15 protein-coding genes are annotated in these 17403 nt (G+C 60.2%); 13 read left to right on the forward strand and 2 right to left on the reverse strand.

Going from position 1 to position 17403, the window contains the following annotated elements:
- Genes QZ653_RS00250 through QZ653_RS00265 form a run of 4 tightly spaced genes read left to right on the forward strand, consistent with a single transcriptional unit; the run spans position 1 to position 4680 of the window.
- On the forward strand, positions 1–2838 hold the full coding sequence (locus QZ653_RS00250) for a molybdopterin oxidoreductase family protein (protein WP_296416873.1): 2838 nt from the start codon (positions 1–3) through the stop codon (positions 2836–2838).
- The gene (locus QZ653_RS00255; RefSeq protein WP_296416875.1) at positions 2835–3020 is read left to right on the forward strand and encodes a hypothetical protein; all 186 of its coding nucleotides are present in this window, start codon (positions 2835–2837) and stop codon (positions 3018–3020) included. Before QZ653_RS00250 ends, QZ653_RS00255 begins: the two co-directional genes overlap by 4 nt.
- Positions 3017–3784 (forward strand): 4Fe-4S dicluster domain-containing protein, encoded by a 768-nt coding sequence (locus QZ653_RS00260; protein WP_296416877.1) that lies wholly within the window; start codon positions 3017–3019, stop codon positions 3782–3784. The genes QZ653_RS00255 and QZ653_RS00260 overlap by 4 nt, the downstream gene beginning before the upstream one ends.
- Positions 3784–4680, forward strand: coding sequence for a dimethyl sulfoxide reductase anchor subunit family protein (locus QZ653_RS00265; RefSeq protein ID WP_296416879.1), 897 nt, complete (start codon positions 3784–3786; stop codon positions 4678–4680). The genes QZ653_RS00260 and QZ653_RS00265 overlap by 1 nt, the downstream gene beginning before the upstream one ends.
- Positions 4681–4763: 83 nt before the next feature.
- Here the strand turns inward: QZ653_RS00265 and QZ653_RS00270 are convergent, their stop codons facing one another.
- A complete protein-coding gene (locus tag QZ653_RS00270) occupies positions 4764–5825 on the reverse strand; it encodes an ABC transporter ATP-binding protein (RefSeq protein ID WP_296416882.1) in 1062 nt (353 codons plus the stop codon).
- A 14-nt stretch (positions 5826–5839) separates the two neighbouring features.
- Positions 5840–6643, reverse strand: coding sequence for an IclR family transcriptional regulator (locus tag QZ653_RS00275; protein WP_296416884.1), 804 nt, complete (start codon positions 6641–6643; stop codon positions 5840–5842).
- Positions 6644–6764: 121 nt separating this feature from the next.
- Here QZ653_RS00275 and QZ653_RS00280 point away from each other — a divergent pair, with 121 nt between their 5' ends.
- From QZ653_RS00280 to QZ653_RS00320, 9 genes are all read left to right on the forward strand, one after another.
- Positions 6765–8021 carry an ABC transporter substrate-binding protein gene (locus QZ653_RS00280; protein ID WP_296416885.1) on the forward strand — a complete coding sequence of 419 codons (1257 nt, stop codon included), beginning with the start codon at positions 6765–6767 and terminating at the stop codon, positions 8019–8021.
- Between the two features lie 117 nt (positions 8022–8138).
- A complete protein-coding gene (locus tag QZ653_RS00285; RefSeq protein WP_296416886.1) occupies positions 8139–9074 on the forward strand; it encodes a carbohydrate ABC transporter permease in 936 nt (311 codons plus the stop codon).
- Positions 9074–9922 (forward strand): carbohydrate ABC transporter permease, encoded by an 849-nt coding sequence (locus QZ653_RS00290; RefSeq protein WP_296416887.1) that lies wholly within the window; start codon positions 9074–9076, stop codon positions 9920–9922. The genes QZ653_RS00285 and QZ653_RS00290 overlap by 1 nt, the downstream gene beginning before the upstream one ends.
- 134 nt (positions 9923–10056) lie before the next feature.
- Positions 10057–12099 (forward strand): alpha-galactosidase, encoded by a 2043-nt coding sequence (locus QZ653_RS00295; protein ID WP_296417100.1) that lies wholly within the window; start codon positions 10057–10059, stop codon positions 12097–12099.
- Positions 12096–12986 carry a 2-dehydro-3-deoxygalactonokinase gene (locus QZ653_RS00300; protein ID WP_296416888.1) on the forward strand — a complete coding sequence of 297 codons (891 nt, stop codon included), beginning with the start codon at positions 12096–12098 and terminating at the stop codon, positions 12984–12986. Before QZ653_RS00295 ends, QZ653_RS00300 begins: the two co-directional genes overlap by 4 nt.
- Before the next feature lie 3 nt (positions 12987–12989).
- A complete protein-coding gene (locus QZ653_RS00305; protein WP_296416890.1) occupies positions 12990–13598 on the forward strand; it encodes a 2-dehydro-3-deoxy-6-phosphogalactonate aldolase in 609 nt (202 codons plus the stop codon).
- A gap of 4 nt (positions 13599–13602) precedes the next feature.
- Positions 13603–14427, forward strand: a complete 825-nt coding sequence (locus QZ653_RS00310; RefSeq protein WP_296416891.1) for an SMP-30/gluconolactonase/LRE family protein — start codon at positions 13603–13605, stop codon at positions 14425–14427.
- Between the two features lie 69 nt (positions 14428–14496).
- Positions 14497–16416, forward strand: a complete 1920-nt coding sequence (locus QZ653_RS00315; RefSeq protein ID WP_296416892.1) for a beta-galactosidase — start codon at positions 14497–14499, stop codon at positions 16414–16416.
- The gene (locus QZ653_RS00320) at positions 16413–17357 is read left to right on the forward strand and encodes an aldose epimerase family protein (RefSeq protein ID WP_296416895.1); all 945 of its coding nucleotides are present in this window, start codon (positions 16413–16415) and stop codon (positions 17355–17357) included. Before QZ653_RS00315 ends, QZ653_RS00320 begins: the two co-directional genes overlap by 4 nt.
- Positions 17358–17403: the final 46 nt, after the last annotated feature.

Below are 17403 nucleotides of genomic sequence, written 5' to 3' on the forward strand. Positions count from 1 at the left end.
ATGCCCAAAGATCAACCGGTCATCGACACATCGCCCAAGGTCTCGGACGAGGTGCGCAAGACGACCTGCTACATGTGCGCCTGCCGTTGCGGCATCAACGTGCACATGAAGGACGGCAAAGTCGCCTATATCGAAGGCAACAAGGACCACCCCGTGAACCAGGGCGTTCTGTGCGCGAAAGGTTCCGCCGGGATCATGCAGGTGAACGCGCCATCGCGCCTGAAGGCCCCGTTGAAACGGGTGGGCCCGCGCGGGTCGGGTGAGTTTGAAGAAATCAGCTGGGAAGAGGCGCTGACCATCGCCACCGACTGGCTGAAACCCGTCCGTGAGAAGCACCCCGAAAAGCTCGCGTTTTTCACCGGCCGCGACCAATCGCAATCGTTCACGTCGCTTTGGGCACAGGGCTTTGGCACGCCCAACTACGCAGCCCACGGCGGGTTTTGTTCCGTGAACATGGCCGCCGCTGGCATCTACACCATGGGCGGCGCGTTCTGGGAATTCGGCCAGCCCGATTGGGACCACACCAAGATGTTCGTGCTGTTCGGTGTCGCCGAAGACCACGACAGCAACCCGATCAAAATGGGTATCGGTAAAATCAAAGCCCGCGGCGCGCGCGTGGTGGGTGTGAACCCGATCCGGTCCGGCTACAACGCCGTCGCAGACGACTGGTTCGGCATCACACCAGGTACCGACGGCCTGCTGATCATGTCGCTGATCCATGAGCTGTTCAAGGCCGGCAAACTGGACCTCGACTACCTCGCACGTTTCACCAATGCGTCTTGCATCGTGAACGAAGACCCAAATAGCCCCGACAACGGCCTGCTGCTGCGCGATGGCGACGGCCAGCCGCTGGTCATCGACCGCAACACCGGCGATCTGGCCCCTTGGAACGGCCAAGGCGTTGACCCCGACCTGCGCGCCACCCACCGTCACGCTGGCGTCACCCACCGCCCCGTCTTCCACCTGATGGCCGACCGGTTCCTCGACGTGAAATACGCCCCCGAAAATGTCGCCGCCCAGACCGGGATCGAGGCAAGCCGCATCAAACGCCTCGCCGCCGACATGGCGCGCGTCGCTTTTGACGAGGCGATTGAACTGGACCGTCCGTGGACAGACTTCCGTGGCAAGAAGCACGACAAAATGGTGGGCCGCCCTGTGTCGATGCACTCCATGCGCGGCATCTCTGCGCATTCCAACGGGTTCCAGACCTGCCGCGCGCTGCACACGCTGCAAATCATCCTCGGCGCTGTGGAAACGCCCGGCGGAATGCGGTTCAAACCGCCCTATCCCAAACCTGCCACAGCCCATCCCAAACCCCACGGAAAGGTCACACCGGGTGAGGCATTGAACGGCCCGCACCTCGGCTTCACCCACGGGCCGGACGATCTGCTGCTGCACGAAGACGGCTCCGCCATCCGCATCGACAAGGCGTTTACGTGGGAAAACCCGCTGTCGTCCCACGGCATGATGCACATGGTCATCGCCAACGCCCACGCGGGCGATCCCTACAAGATCGACACGCTGTTCATGTATATGGCGAACATGTCGTGGAATTCATCCATGAACACGACCGCCGTGATGGACATGTTCACCGACAAGGACGAAGAAACGGGCGAATATGTCATCCCGCGCATCATCTATTCGGATGCCTATTCGTCCGAAATGGTGGCCTTCGCGGATCTGATCCTGCCCGACACGACCTATCTGGAACGCCACGATTGCATCTCGCTCCTTGATCGTCCGATATGTGAGGCTGACGCCGTGGCCGACGCCATCCGCTGGCCCGTGGTCGAACCCGACCGCGACGTGCGCGGATTCCAATCGGTGCTGTGCGACTTGGGTGCACGCCTCGGCCTGCCCGGCTTTGTGAACGAAGACGGCACCCAGAAATACGACGACTACGCCGATTACATCACCAACCACATGCGTCGCCCCGGCGTGGGGCCGCTGGCCGGTTGGCGCATGGGCGACGACGGCCTGACCGAAGGCCGCGGCCAACCCAATGAGGCGCAACTGGACGCCTATATCAAGAACGGCGGCTTCTGGATGAGCCACGTCCCCGAAGAGGCCGCGTATTACAAACCCTTCAACATGGCCTATCAGGACTGGGCCGTGAAAATGTCGTTCTACGACAGCCCCCAGCCCTATATCTTCACGCCTTACGTGGAACCGCTGCGCCGGATGCAACTGGCCGCCGAAGGCCATGGCGCAGTGCAGCCCCCCGATCACCTGCGCGCGCGCATCAAAGACACGATGGACCCGCTGCCTATGTGGTACGCGCCTTTGTCGGATGAGCTGACGGATACGTCCGAATACGACGTTCACGCCCTGACCCAACGCCCCATGGCGATGTATCACAGCTGGGGCACCCAGAACGCATGGCTGCGGCAAATCCACGGGGTGAACCCGCTTTATGTGCCGACTAAAATCTGGGAAAAACATGGCTTTTCCGAAGGGGATTGGGCCAGAGTCTCCTCCCCCTCCGGCGTCATCACCGTGCCCGTGGCCCATATGGCCGCGCTCAACGAAAATACGGTCTGGACATGGAACGCCATCGGCAAACGCAAAGGCGCGTGGGCGCTGGACAATGACGCGCCTGAAACCACGAAAGGCTTCTTGCTGAACCACCTGATCCATGAACTCTTGCCCGAACAGGCCGACGGCATGCGCTGGTCCAATTCGGACCCGATCACAGGCCAGGCCGCTTGGTTCGATCTGCGCGTCAAGATCGAGAAAACCGCAGCCCCCAAAGGCCAGCAATCCCAGCCTGCGGCACCTGCCCAAAAGGCCCCCGTGCCCAAAGGCCCCAAGGATCTCACGTGGAAGGTGGGCAAATGAACAAAACCCTCGCCCTCATCTTCGCGGCACTGGCCCTGATGATCGGGTCCTTCATCTGGTTCGTCGCCACATGGGACGCCTCCAAAGAGGAACCGATTGGTTTCGTTTTGCCAAAAATACTCGCCCCGCAGGGTCCATCCTCTGCCACAGGCACCGTCTTCATCGCAAAGGGAACAACATGACAACGCTCCCCACCTCCACTGACAAAAAGCTCGGCCTGGTTATCGATCTTGATACCTGTGTCGGCTGCCACGCCTGTGTGATCTCCTGCAAAGGGTGGAACACCGAAAACTACGGCGCGCCCCTGGCCGATACCGACGCCTATGGCGCGAACCCCTCGGGCACGTTCCTGAACCGCGTCCACAGCTATGAAGTGCAGCCGTCCGAAGGCGCGGCCCAGCTGATCCATTTCCCCAAATCCTGCCTGCACTGCGAAGACGCGCCTTGCGTCACCGTGTGTCCGACAGGGGCAAGCTACAAACGGGTCGAAGACGGCATCGTGCTGGTCAACGAACAAGACTGCATCGGCTGCGGGCTGTGCGCATGGGCCTGCCCCTACGGCGCACGCGAAATGGACGCTGTCGAAAAGGTCATGAAAAAATGTACCCTGTGCGTCGACCGCATCTATAACGAAAACCTCCCCGAAGAGGACCGCGAACCTGCCTGCGTGCGCACCTGCCCCGCAGGCGCGCGGCACTTCGGGGATTTCGCAGACCCGACCTCCAACGTTTCTATCCTGTCGGCGGAACGGGGCGGCATGGATTTGATGCCCGAAATGGGCACCAAACCCGTGAACAAATACCTGCCGCCGCGCCCCAAAGACCGCGACAGGTCCGAAGACGTGGACATTCTGGCCCCCTTCCTTGAACCCGTCGCAGCCGAGGCCACAGGTTTTCTAGGCTGGCTGGACAAAGCCCTCGACGCCATGCCCGGAGGTAAGACCTGATGCATCCCGCACCATCCGTTATCCTGTTTTCCACGCTTTCCGGTCTGGGCTTCGGCCTGCTGGCCTTCCTTGGGTTTGGTATTCCGCAACCCACCGGTTTCTCGGCGTTCATCTGGTTTTTCATCGCCTACGCGTTGGCTGTGGGCGGCCTGATTTCGTCGACATTTCACCTCGGTCACCCGGAACGCGCGCTGAAAGCGTTCAAACAGTGGCGGTCCAGCTGGCTCAGCCGTGAAGGGATTTGTGCCGTGGCCGCCCTGCTGGTCATGGGGCTTTACGCGAGTGCGGCCATCTTTTTTGCGACGCCGCTGCCGGTCATCGGATGGATCGGGGCCGCGCTGTCACTTCTGACGGTGTTCACAACCGCGATGATTTACACCCAGATCAAGACCGTTCCGCGCTGGCACAACATCACCACACCCGCGATGTTCCTCAGCATCTGCATCGCCGGTGGCGCCCTGCTGGCAGGGCAGGTCGGCATCGCCATTGTCCTGTTGATCATCGCGGCGCTGGCGCAACTGGCCCATTGGATCATCGGGGACAAGGCGCTTGCGCAATCGGGCACCACCATGGCGACGGCAACGGGCCTCGGCGACCGTGGCGCCGTCCGCGCGTTCGAACCTCCGCACACCGGCACAAACTACCTTCTTAAGGAATTTGTTTATGTCATCGGCCGCAAACACGCCGCAAAACTGCGCATTCTGGCGATGGCCCTGATGGTTATAGCGCCGATCGTCCTGCTGGCGCTCACACAGTTGGACAGTGTCAGCGGCAGCACCGATCACATCCTTGCCGCATTGGCCGTGCTGAGCCACCTTGTCGGCGTCTTTACAGCCCGCTGGCTGTTCTTTGCGCAGGCCGAACATGTGGTCGGCCTCTACTACGGCAAACGTTGAACGCAAAACGGGCCCCGAGTTGGGGCCCGTTCGGTTTTGGGCAGACGTCTAAAATTCTCGAATTTTAGAGCGCCCCGCCGAATTCAAGTGCGGATCCGCATTTCCGTTTCACCGTCAAACAGGTAAACGCGTTTGGTCTCAAAGGTGAGGCCCACCATCTGGCCTTCGCTGACGCGTTCATCGCCACGTTCCTCCACGACAATCCGGTCACCCGCCGGGCTGACCAGATAGGCATAGCTGACCCCACCAAGGCTTTCGACCAGGTCCACGCGCAGCGCGCCGCCTGCGTGGTCAATCGCCAGATGTTCGGGCCGCAAACCCACATCCACGGACTTTCCTTTGTAAGCCGGTGCAATCCCGATCGGGATCGTTTGTTCCAGCCCCGGAACCTCAACCGCGCCGTCGCCCGCTGTGCCCTTGATGAAGTTCATCGCAGGAGAACCGATAAAGCCAGCAACGAATTTGTTGTCAGGATCGCGGTACAGCTCCATCGGGGCGCCGACCTGTTCGATGTGGCCCAATCGCAGCACGACGATCTTGTCGGCCAGCGTCATCGCCTCAACCTGATCGTGGGTCACGTAGATCATCGTGGCACCAATCTCCTTGTGCAGACGGGCGATTTCCACGCGCATCTCGACCCGCAATTCAGCGTCGAGGTTGGACAACGGTTCGTCGAACAGGAACACTTCCGGACCACGAACAATAGCACGGCCAATGGACACACGTTGGCGCTGACCACCCGACAGGGCCGCAGGCTTGCGTTCAAGGTAGTCATCAAGCTTGAGGATCCGCGACGCTTCGGCCACCTTTTCCTCAATCTCCTTTTTCGGGTGGCCGTTCATCTTCAGGCCGAACCCCATGTTTTCTTTCACGGTCATATGCGGGTAAAGTGCGTAGGTCTGGAACACCATGGCCACGCCCCGCTGGGCGGGATCCATGTGGGTCACGTCCCGCGTTCCGATGCTCATGGACCCGCCTGTCGTTTCCTCCAGTCCTGCGACCATGCGCAGCAACGTGGATTTACCGCAGCCCGATGGGCCGACAAAGACGCAGAATTCACCATCATCAATCTCAAGATCAATGCCATGGATGACCTGCACGTCACCGTATTTCTTGATGACCTTGTTCATAGTTACGCCGGACATGGTGGGCCCCTTTCTTAGGAAGTTGTCGCAGTGGCCGGAAAGTGCCAGGAACTGGCTTCTTTCGATATGGCTTGAGCAGTTGTTTGGATGCGCGGGACAAGGCTTTCCAGCCCCGCGAGATTTGTGCGGGTCGTGGTGCTGGTGACGGACAAAGCGCCCAGCACACGGTTCGTTTCAGTGAGGATCGGAACCGCGACGCAGATGATGCCGGGTTCGTGTTCTTCGCGGTCAAAGCCGTAGCCATTGGCGCGGATATCGGCGAGTTCCTGACGCAGGCTTTCAGCCGATGTATGGGTCGTGTCCGTAAAAGCATGATAGCTTTGCTGGTCCAGAACGACGGCCAATTCAGGCTCTGGCAGATAGGCCATCATCGCCTTGCCCACGCCGGTGCAATAGGCTGGGCCGACTTTGCCTGATTGGCTGTACATCTGCACCGGTTCGGCCGCGTTGCGTTTGTCCACGTAGATCACCTGAGCGTGGTCCAACTGTGCCAGATGGACAGTTTCACCCACATCCGCGCTCAGCTGGTCAATCTGTGCGCGTGCAATCGGGGCCAGTGACGCGGTTTGCCACGCGGCGTGGGCCAACCGCACCAGACGCACCCCTGGCGCATAGGTCCCGCGTTCCGGATCGAACGACAGCATCCGCTGATTCGTGAGGGTTTGAACAAACCGGTACAGCGTGGCCTTCGGGAAGGCCGAGCCCGCCAGCAATTCGGCAAACCGTACAGGACGGCCATAGGATGCGACCTGATCGAGGACGTCCAATGCCTTACCAACGGTGCCGTCGCCTGACGCGCTCACGGTTATTCCTCCCATTTCGGCGGGTCCTCCAACCTCGCCTGTTGACAACCATGGGCGAGTCGCGATTAAATTTCAATATTCAAAACCAAGTTTCAAATAATGAGACTGGTTAAGATGGAAGCTAAGGGAGGAAACCATGCATTCCATGATGAAAGCGTCCGTTGCGGCGCTCGCTTTGGGTGTCGCATCGACATCCGCATTCGCTGACGGTCACGCACTGTCCGGCGATCTTCGTATCGTATCCGATATGTCCAACCCTGCACCCCGTGCAGTGATGGAAGGCCTTGTGGCCGACTTCGGGGAAATGCACCCCGACCTGAACATCGAGCTGACGATCGTTGATCGTGAAGCCTGGAAAACACAGATCCGCAACGCCCTGACCGCTGACGCGCCTGACGTTGTGAACTGGTATGCCGCCAACCGTATGGGTCCATACGTTGAGGCCGGTCTGTTCGAAGACGTGTCCGACATGTACGAAGACGGCAGCCTGCCAGGTCTGGACGCTGTGAAAGGCGCCATGACACTTGATGGCAAGCAGTGGGGCGTGCCTTACACGTTCTACCAGTGGGGCATCTACTACCGCGAAGACATCTTCAACGAGCTGGGTCTTGAAGAGCCCACCACGATGGAAGAAGAAATCGCAAACTGTCAGGTCATCCTCGACAGCGGTCGCAAGTGCTATGCCATCGGCACAAAGTTCCTTTGGACTGCTGGCGGCTGGTTCGACTACATGAACATGCGCACAAACGGCTTTGATTTCCACATGGAACTGGCCCGCGGCGAAGTTGAGTGGACAGACCCACGCGTTGTCGAAACATTCGAAAACTGGGCTCAGCTGATCGACATGGGCGCCTTTATCGACGACCACCAGTCCTACAGCTGGCAGGAAGCGTTGAAGTTCATGACAGACGGTGACGCGACAGCTTACCTCATCGGTAACTTCGCCGTGGCACCTATGCGTGACGCCGGTCTGGACGATAGCCAGATCGACTTCTACCAGTTCCCAACGATCGCAGACGTTCCACAGGGCGAAGACGCCCCGACGGATACGTTCCACATCCCGGCTCAGGCGTCCAACAAAGACAACGCCCGCGCATTCCTGTCCTTCGTCGCTTCTGCCGACGTTCAGACGGAAATCAACTCCGGCGATGCACTGGGTCAGCTGCCAATCAACGCTGACTCCGGCGTCGACGCAGACGAGTTCCTGGAGCAGGGCTTCGATATGCTGTCCAACAACGCCCAGGGCGGTGTTGCTCAGTTCTTCGACCGTGACTTCCCAGCCGAGATGGCATCTGTGGGCATGGAAGGCCTGCAGGAGTTCATGGTGTTCCCCGAGAACCGTGACGACATCCTGGCCCGTCTGGAAGAAGCACGTCAGCGCATCTACCAGTAAGCTTTGACTTACCGGGGGCGGGCCATCTGGTCCGCCCTCACCCCTGCCCTTCGCATCAATCCATCTGCAAGCCGCGCCAGCGATTTTCACATGTGTTGACCGTCAGGAGACCAAGCCATGACCGCACCCGCCGTGCCTGATACCCATCCGCCAGTAAAGCGCAGCTGGTATAAGGAAAACGAAATTGCGGTGACGCCTTGGCTGTTCTTGTTGCCCGGCATTCTGTTTTTCGCCTTATACGTTATCATCCCGATTTTTCAGTCGTTCTGGATTTCGTTCCACCAATGGGACGGTCTGGGCGAAAAGACATGGGTTGGCCTTGGCAACTACGAACGTTTGCTGGGCGGGGACCGCAAGTTTGAGGTGTCGTTCTGGAACAACCTGAAATGGCTGGTGCTGTACCTTTTGGCCATCCCCATGGGCCTCTTCATCTCGTTGTTCCTGAACCAGACGGTGCGCGGCATCCGTCTGTACAAATCCTTGTTCTTCTTCCCCTTCGTGATTTCGCAAGTGGTGGTGGGCCTTGTGTTTTCATGGTTCTACCTGCCCGGTGATCAGGGTCTTTTGAACAACGTCGTTGGCGTGTTCGGCCTTGGGCCGTACAACATCCTTGGCAGTCCCGACAGCGCCACCTACGGCATCATCGCCGCCGGTCTGTGGCCGCAGACGGCCTATTGCATGATCCTGTACCTCACCGGTCTGAACGCCGTTGACCCCGAACAGGTCGAAGCCGCCCGTCTGGACGGTGCCAAGGGCCACAAGATGCTGTGGTACGTTATTATCCCGCAACTGAAGCCTGCGACATTCATTGCCTTCGTCGTGACGATCATCGGCGCGCTGCGGTCCTTTGACTTCATCGCCGTGATGACCAACGGCGGGCCGTTCGGGTCCACCCGCGTGCTGTCGTTCTACATGTTCGAAGAATCGCTGTCTGAATTCGGGTTCCGCATGGGCTATGGCGCGGCCATCGCGGTGGTCCTGTTCTTCATCATGCTGGGCTTCATCACCTACTTCCTGTGGTCCATGTACCAAGACGAAAAAGGGGCACGCTGATGTTTCCGACACCTATCGAAAAAACGTCCCGCAGCTGGCAGATCACCTATCAATGGCTGCTGCCCGTCGTCCTGATCATCTGGCTGCTGCCGCTGATTGCTGTGGCTGTGTTCTCCATCAAACCGGATGCGGATTTCACCAACGGCAACTATTGGGGCATCCCGTCTTCGTTCGAGATGTTCAACAACTACGGCAAAGTCTTTTTCGAAAGCGATATGCCGCGGTATCTGCTGAATTCGTTCATGATCACGATCCCGACCGTGATCGGTGCTGTGGCCTTGTCGTCGATGACCGGCTTTGCGCTGGGCGTGTATAAATTCCGCGGCAACCTGTTGATCTTTTTCATGTTCATCGCCGGCAACTTCGTGCCGTTCCAGATCCTGATGGTGCCGGTCCGTGACCTGACCCTGTCGCTGAACCTTTATGACACGAAAACAGGCCTGATCCTGTTTCACGTGGCGTTCCAGACCGGGTTCTGTACCTTGTTCATGCGCAATTTCATCCGCGCCCTTCCGTTCCCCCTGATCGAGGCCGCGCGCGTTGAAGGCGTCGCAGAGTGGCGCATTTTCCTCTACGTGGTTCTGCCGCTGATGAAACCTGCGTTGGCGGCCCTTGCGGTGCTGATCTTTACCTTCATCTGGAATGACTACTTCTGGGCAATCGTTTTGACCCAAGGTCCGGACAGTCAGCCCGTGACAGCAGGCATCACCTCGTTTAACTCGCAGTACCGTGCGGCATACCATTTGATGTCCGCCGGCTCCATTGTGGCCGCCTTGCCGCCCGTTGCGATGTTCTTCCTGATGCAGAAGCACTTCATCGCGGGCCTCACACTCGGCGCTGTTAAGTAAGTAACGGAACAGACATGACAACGATTTCGACTTCTGCGGCGGATGCACCCGCCGCAGGCCTCCCCATTGGCGACACTGGCGTCGAACGCAAACCCGTAGACCACACATGGCGCCTTGATGATGGTCGCCAGACCATGGTCATCACCGCCACCGGTGAACGTTTGCCACAGGTCGTCTATTGGGGCGAACGCCTGCCGCTGGGCGAAGACCTTGTAACGTTGCACAACGCACATGCCATCGACGTCACCGGCGGGATGTTGGACGAGAACCCCGATCTGTCCCTGTCCCCCGAAGCATCGCGCACTTTTCCGGGCCAACCCGGTCTGATCGTCCGGTCCGAGGACGGCACACCGCTGCTGCCGAAGTTCTGTTTTGAAAGCGTTGAGAACGGCAAAGACCTGACAATCCGCTACCGCGACGAAGGCAACGGACTGACGCTGACGTTTGAATTTATCACCGATGCGGAAACCCACATCATCCGGTCCAAGACCGTGCTGAACACCGACAGCCCCGTGCATCTGCACTGGCTGGCCGCCCCCGTCGTACCCGCCCCGCAGGCCAGTGATGAAATGATTGATTTCACCGGCCGCTGGTGTGGTGAATTCCAGACCAACCGCACGGCGTGGTCCCCCGGTATCCGCTACCGCGAAAACCGCACGGGCCGGACCGGCCACGAACATTTCCCCGGTCTGATCATCCCCTGCAGCGGGGCCACCAATACCCAAGGCGAAGCCTACGCCTTTCACTACGGCTGGTCGGGCGGTCACCGCATGGTGGCGGAGGAACTGCCTGACGGACGCCGCCAGATCCAATGGGGACACGCCGCCCGGATGGAGCACGAAGCCTCGACCGAGTTTTCCACAGCGCCCCTTTATATGACCTATTCCAACGAAGGTCTGAACGGCTGTGCCGTGTCCTTCCAGCGCCATGTCCGTGACCGGATCGTAACCTGGCCGAAACCGGACCGCCCCCGCCCTGTGCATTACAACTGCTGGGAAGCGGTCTACTTTGACCACAAACTCGACGTGCTGTGCGATATTGCCGATCGCGCGGCCAAACTGGGCGCGGAACGCTTTGTGCTGGATGACGGCTGGTTCGGGAACCGCGATGACGACACCCGTGCCCTGTCCGACTGGGAGGTCGACCCCCGCAAATACCCCGACGGGCTGACGCCCCTGATTGATCACGTGAAATCGCTCGGCATGTCCTTTGGCATCTGGTTCGAGCCCGAGATGATCAACCCCGACAGCAACATCCACCGCGCCCACCCCGATTGGGCGCTGGGGGCGGAAGACCAGTTGCTGGGACGTCAACAAAAGGCCATCAATATGGCCCTGCCCGAAGTGCGCGATTTCATCTACGACCGCATGTCCGCCATTCTGGCCAATCACGACATCGACTACATCAAATGGGACCACAACCGCGTGCTGCCCATGCCTGATGCGGCCCAGACGCGCGGGTCCTACCGTTTGATCGACCGGTTGCGCGAACAATTCCCGAATGTGGAAATTGAAAGCTGCGCTTCGGGCGGGGGCCGGATTGATTTCGGCATCCTTCAGCGCACGCAGCGTGTCTGGCTGTCTGACAGCAACGATGCTTTGGAACGGCTCAACATCCAGCACAATGCGGCCCTGTTCCTGCCGCTCAGCATCACCGGCAGCCACGTTGGACCCCGCCGCTGTCACACCTCCGGCCGTATGTTTGATATTTCATTCCGGGCCTGGGTCGCTGCCCAGCGCCACATGGGGTTCGAAATGGACCCGCGCGAGTTGGACGACTATGAAACCCGCGTCCTGACCGAGGTCACTAGCTGGTGGAAGCACAACCGCGACTGGATGGAAGACGCCGACATCCTGCGCCTCGACAGCCAGGACCCCGCAGTCATCGCCGAACAGCAAATGCCCCGCGACGGGGAACGTTTCGTGGTGTTTGCGGGCAAGGCCGCGACCTCTGCCCAGATCGCGCCGCGCCCTTTGCGGCTGACCGGTCTGAACCCGCATTCCATGTATGAGGTCAATCTGGCCAACCGCCTGACCGCGTCACACCTGTCACGCGGGATGCCGGCCCTGAAGGAAGGACCGATACAGGTTTCCGGTGCGTACCTGATGCATCACGGCGTAACCTTGCCATGGTCATTCCCCGACACCATGTGGGTTCTGGAAGGAAAGCGCCTATGACACCGACCTGGCTTGCTGCGGATTGGGGAACCTCGAACATGCGTCTGTGGGCCATCGGCGCCGATGGCACGGTTTTGGGCGAAAGAACCTCTGACCAGGGCATGGGCCAGCTCGGGCCATCAGAGTTTGAAGGGGTGCTGACAGGTCTTGCGGCAGAGTGGTTGGACACCGCTGATCACGTGGTCGCCTGCGGTATGGTCGGGTCACGGCAGGGATGGATCGAAGCGCCTTACCAAACGGCCCCCTGCGCCGTTTGCCCCGACACGATGGTTACGGCCCCTGTCAAACGCGCAGGCCTGACCGTGCACGTCATCCCCGGTATTCGCCAGATGGACCCGGCCGATGTCATGCGCGGCGAGGAAACCCAGATCGCGGGCTTTCTGGCCCAGAACGACGGCTGGGACGGTGTCCTGTGTCTGCCCGGGACCCATACCAAATGGGTCCATGTCTCTGCCGGCGAAGTCGTCAGTTTCCGCACCTTCATGACCGGTGAGATGTTCGCCCTGCTGTCGGGCCAATCCGTGCTGCGCCATTCCATTGCCGCCACCGGCTGGGATGAGGACGCATTCATGGACGCGATGTCGCAAACCCTGTCCAAACCCGAAGGCATGGCCGCACGCCTGTTTTCCTTGCGCGCGGGGCAACTGGTTCACGGGACGGACACCATCACCGCCCGCGCTCAGCTCAGCGGACTTCTCATCGGGGCCGAACTGGCCGCCGCAAAACCCTATTGGCTGGGCCAGCAGGTCGCGATCATAGGCGCCGATGCCATTTCAGCGCCTTATGTGTCCGGCCTTGTGGCTCAAGGCGTTGCTGCCGCACGGGCCGACGCAAAATCCACGACACTGGCCGGCATCAAAGCCGCCCAAGCCCTGTTGAAAGGCTAACCCATGACCCAGCGCACCCTCATTGCCATCCTGCGCGGCATCACCCCGGCAGAGGCCGTTCCGGCCGTCGAGGCCCTGATCGACGCGGGCATCACCTCAATCGAGGTGCCGCTGAATTCCCCTGATCCCTTCGACAGCATCAAAGCCATGGCCGATGCCTTCGGGTCACAGGCGCTTATCGGGGCCGGCACGGTGCTGAGTGTCGAAGACGTCAACCGCGTCGACCAGGCGGGTGGCAAACTGATCGTGTCCCCCAATATGGACCCGCGCGTCATCCACGCCACCAAAACCGCCGGTATGCAAAGCTGGCCAGGCGTCATGACCCCGACCGAATGTTTCGCCGCCCTGAAAAACGGCGCCGATGGGCTGAAAATCTTCCCCGGATCGCTTCTTGGGCCGGACGGCCTCAAGGCCATTCGCGCGGTGCTGCCCAAAGGCACTCAGGTCTACGCAGTGGGCGGCGCAGGCCCCGAGAATTTCAAGGAATGGATCGACGCCAGCGCCGATGGTTTTGGCATCGGATCGGCCCTTTATAAACCGGGTATGTCCACCGCCGACATCGCGGCACGCGCCAAGGACATTGTCGCAGCCTATGATACCGCTGTAGGCTAATGCGATGATCTATGATGATACCAAATGTGCCTTGGGCGAAGGCCCATTGTGGCACCCCGACCGGGGTGAGTTGTTCTGGTTCGACATCCTGTCCAAACGTCTGCACATCAAGGGCCGTCACTGGCAATTCAACCACTATGTATCTGCGGCGGGTTGGGTTGACGATGACACTTTGTTCATGGCTGACAGCATTGGGTTGCACCTTCTGAATCTGGCGACGGGCACGACCGAAATGGTTGCCGCCATCGAGGATGATAACCCTGTGACGCGCTCCAATGACGGGCGCGCGGACCCTTGGGGTGGGTTCTGGATCGGCACGATGGGTTTGAATGCCGAACCGGGTGCAGGCGCGATTTATCGGTTCTACAAAGGCGAAGTGCGCAAACTGCACGCGGGCATCACAATCTCGAACGCGATCTGTTTTGCCCCCGACGGGGCTTGCGCCTACTTCTGCGATACGATCACGCGCAAAATCATGCGCCAGAAGCTGGGCGAAATTGACGGCTGGCCCGTGGGCGACGCCGAGGTTTGGCTGGATTTCGGGCGCACCGATTGGGGCCCCGATGGCGCTGTCGTCGATGCCTCCGGCAATTTCTGGAATGCCCAATGGGGCGCAAACCGTGTGGCCTGTTATGCCCCCGACGGCACGCTGACCCAGACCGTGGCCTTCCCCGGTGTTCAAACGAGCTGCCCCGCCTTTGGTGGCCCCGACCTCAAGACCCTGTTCTGCACATCTGCGGCAGACGGGCTGATCGGGGATGATGATGGCAAAACCTTTGCCACACCCGTGGACGCCGTGGGCCAAGCCGAACACCAGATCATTCTGTAACGCTGGTCCCCCCTTCATCTGGCCAGAAAAACTCAAATCCCGACCCTGCCCCCAGTCCGGAGCCCTGACATGAAACGCACCCTCGGCGTCTGCTATTACCCCGAACACTGGCCCGAAGACATCTGGGCCGACGATGCCGCGCGCATGGTTGCGGCGGGGATTTCATGGGTGCGGATCGGAGAATTCGCATGGTCGCGGATTGAACCAAAACCCGACCAGTTCGACTTTGACTGGCTGGACCGCGCCATCGACACGCTGGGGGCTGCGGGCCTCAAGGTCATTCTGGGCACGCCCACCGCAACCCCGCCCCGTTGGATGCTGGACAAACACCCCGACATGCTGGCCGTCGACGCCGAAGGCCGCCCACGCGGTTTCGGATCGCGCCGTCATTATTGTTTCAGCCACCAAGGCTACCGCGCCGAAAGCAAACGCATCACCGCGATCTTGGCGGACCGCTACGGAAAAGACCCCCATATCGCCGCATGGCAGACAGACAATGAATACGCCTGCCACGACACCACGCGCAGCTATTCTTTTGCTGCCACCCAAGGGTTCCAGCAGTGGCTGGCGCAAAAATACCAATCCCCTGATGCGCTGAACCGCGCTTGGGGCAATGTGTTCTGGTCCATGGAATACGACGATTTCGCGGACATTGATCTGCCCAATCTGACGGTCACAGAACCCAACCACCCCCACGTGCTCGATTTCTACCGCTACTCGTCGGACATGGTCGCTGACTTCAACCGCGAACAGGTGGCTGAGATCCGCGAACGGTCCACCGCGCCGATCATCCACAACTACATGGGGCGTGAGACGTCTTTCGATCACTTCAAGGTCGGGGCGGATCTGGATATCGCAAGTTGGGACAGCTACCCCATCGGGTTTCTGTCTGACCGGCTTGAGGGTGATCCCGATTTCAAAGCGCGCTTCATGCGCCAAGGCCATCCCGACAATCAGGCCTTTCACCACGACCTTTACCGCGCAGTGGGCCGCGCCGGTGGCAACCCGTCGCCTGCAGGCGGGCGCTGGTGGATCATGGAACAACAGCCCGGCCCCGTGAACTGGGCGCCCTACAACCCGGCCCCCTTGCCCGGCATGGCGCGTCTTTGGGCGTGGGAGGCGTTTGCACACGGTGCAGAAACCGTGTGTTATTTCCGCTGGCGGCAGGCCCCCTTTGCGCAAGAACAAATGCACGCGGGCCTTCTGCGCCCCGACAGCGCCGATGCCCCCGCCTTGGCCGAATGTCTGCAAGTCGCCCGCGAAATTGAAGACATGCCAGATGTGGGCACCGCCAAGGCGGATGTGGCCCTCGTCTTCGACTATGAAAGCGCATGGGCGTGGGAGGCTCAGCCCCAAGGTGCCGATTTTGACCAGTTCCGTTTGGCCTTCGCGGCCTACCGCGCCTGCCGCCGCCTTGGCCTGAACGTGGACATCGTGCCGCCAAATGCGACAGACCTGTCGGACTACAAATTCGCGCTGGCACCGGGCATCATGGCCCTGAGCGCACCCTTGAAAAAGGCGCTCGGGACAACGTTGTCACTGATCGGGCCGCGGACGGATACCAAGACCGAACACATCTCAATCCCGACACCGATGGGACCCAACGTCGACGGGCTTGATGTGACCGTGACGCTGACGGAATCCATCCCGCCGCAGGCATCCATCCCATTGGAAAACGGCGGCCAGTTCGTCCATTGGCGTGAGGTTCTGGAAGGCGGTGCCACCGTTCGTTTGCGCACCGCAGACGGCATCCCCGCTATCGCTGGTGACACGGTCCGCTACCTCGCGGGCTGGCCCGATGATTCCACGTGGGAAACGATTCTGCGCGATCTGTGTGACGAAATCGGCCTGACCCATCACACCCTTCCCGACGGGCTGCGCCTCCGCGATACGGACACGCACCGCTTCGTCTTTAACTATGCGCCCGAACCGTTGACTTGGAACAGTACCGAAATTCCCGCCGCAGGTGTCCATTGGGAGGCCCTATGACCCCGTTCGGCACCACAAAACGGGGCGAGGATGTTCATGCTATCCCCCTCACCGGTCATGGCCTGTCTGTCACCATCCTGACCTATGGGGCCATCGTTCAGGATGTGCGTCTGGACGGGATCAATCGTTCGCTGACGGTCGGGTCCGACACGATCGCCGATTACGAAGGCGAGATGCGCTATCACGGGGCGATTGTCGGTCCAGTGGCGAACCGGATTTCTGGCGGAACGGCCACCATAAACGGATTTGAACATCAGCTTGAGCGCAATTTTATCGGCAAACACACGCTACATGGCGGCACCCGTGGCCTTCAAACCCGAATTTGGTCGGTAGAGGACCGCACGGACACCACTCTCACCCTCAGCCTGTCGGTGCCTGACGGGGATTTCGGCCTGCCCGGCAACAGGATCTTCACGGCGCAGTTCTCGCTTTCTGCGGGACCCGCGCTGACCCTGTCGATCACGACAACCACAGACGAGGACACCTACGTCAATGCCACCAACCACAGCTATTGGAACCTAAGCGGCGATGCGGGCATGGAGGGTCACATTCTGCGCATCAATGCCGAAAGCTACCTGCCGACAACCGACGAAAGCCTGCCCACAGGAGAAATCAGGCCCGTTGACGCCACTGCGTTTGATTTCCGCAGCCCCACGCCGCTTGTTCTGGGGGAAACTGCCTATGACAACACCTTCGTTGTGGCCGATGCCCGGCGTGACCTGACACCGGTCCTGACTTTGTCTTCGGACACAGTTGAAATGACCGTCGCGACCACGGAACCCGGTGTGCACATCTATGATGACAGGCCCGATTATTCAGCCCTTGCCATCGAATGTCAGGTCTGGCCCGACGCACCTGCGCATCCCCGTTTTCCGTCTGTTGATGTGACACCGGACGCCCCTGTCACGCAGACCACACAGTGGACGTTCGCCCGACGATGACACCGCGCCAAAAACCGTCAGAATCGGTTTGACAGCACGGCCCCGT

Source organism: Pseudooctadecabacter sp., from assembly GCF_020627745.1.
Lineage (GTDB): Bacteria > Pseudomonadota > Alphaproteobacteria > Rhodobacterales > Rhodobacteraceae > Octadecabacter.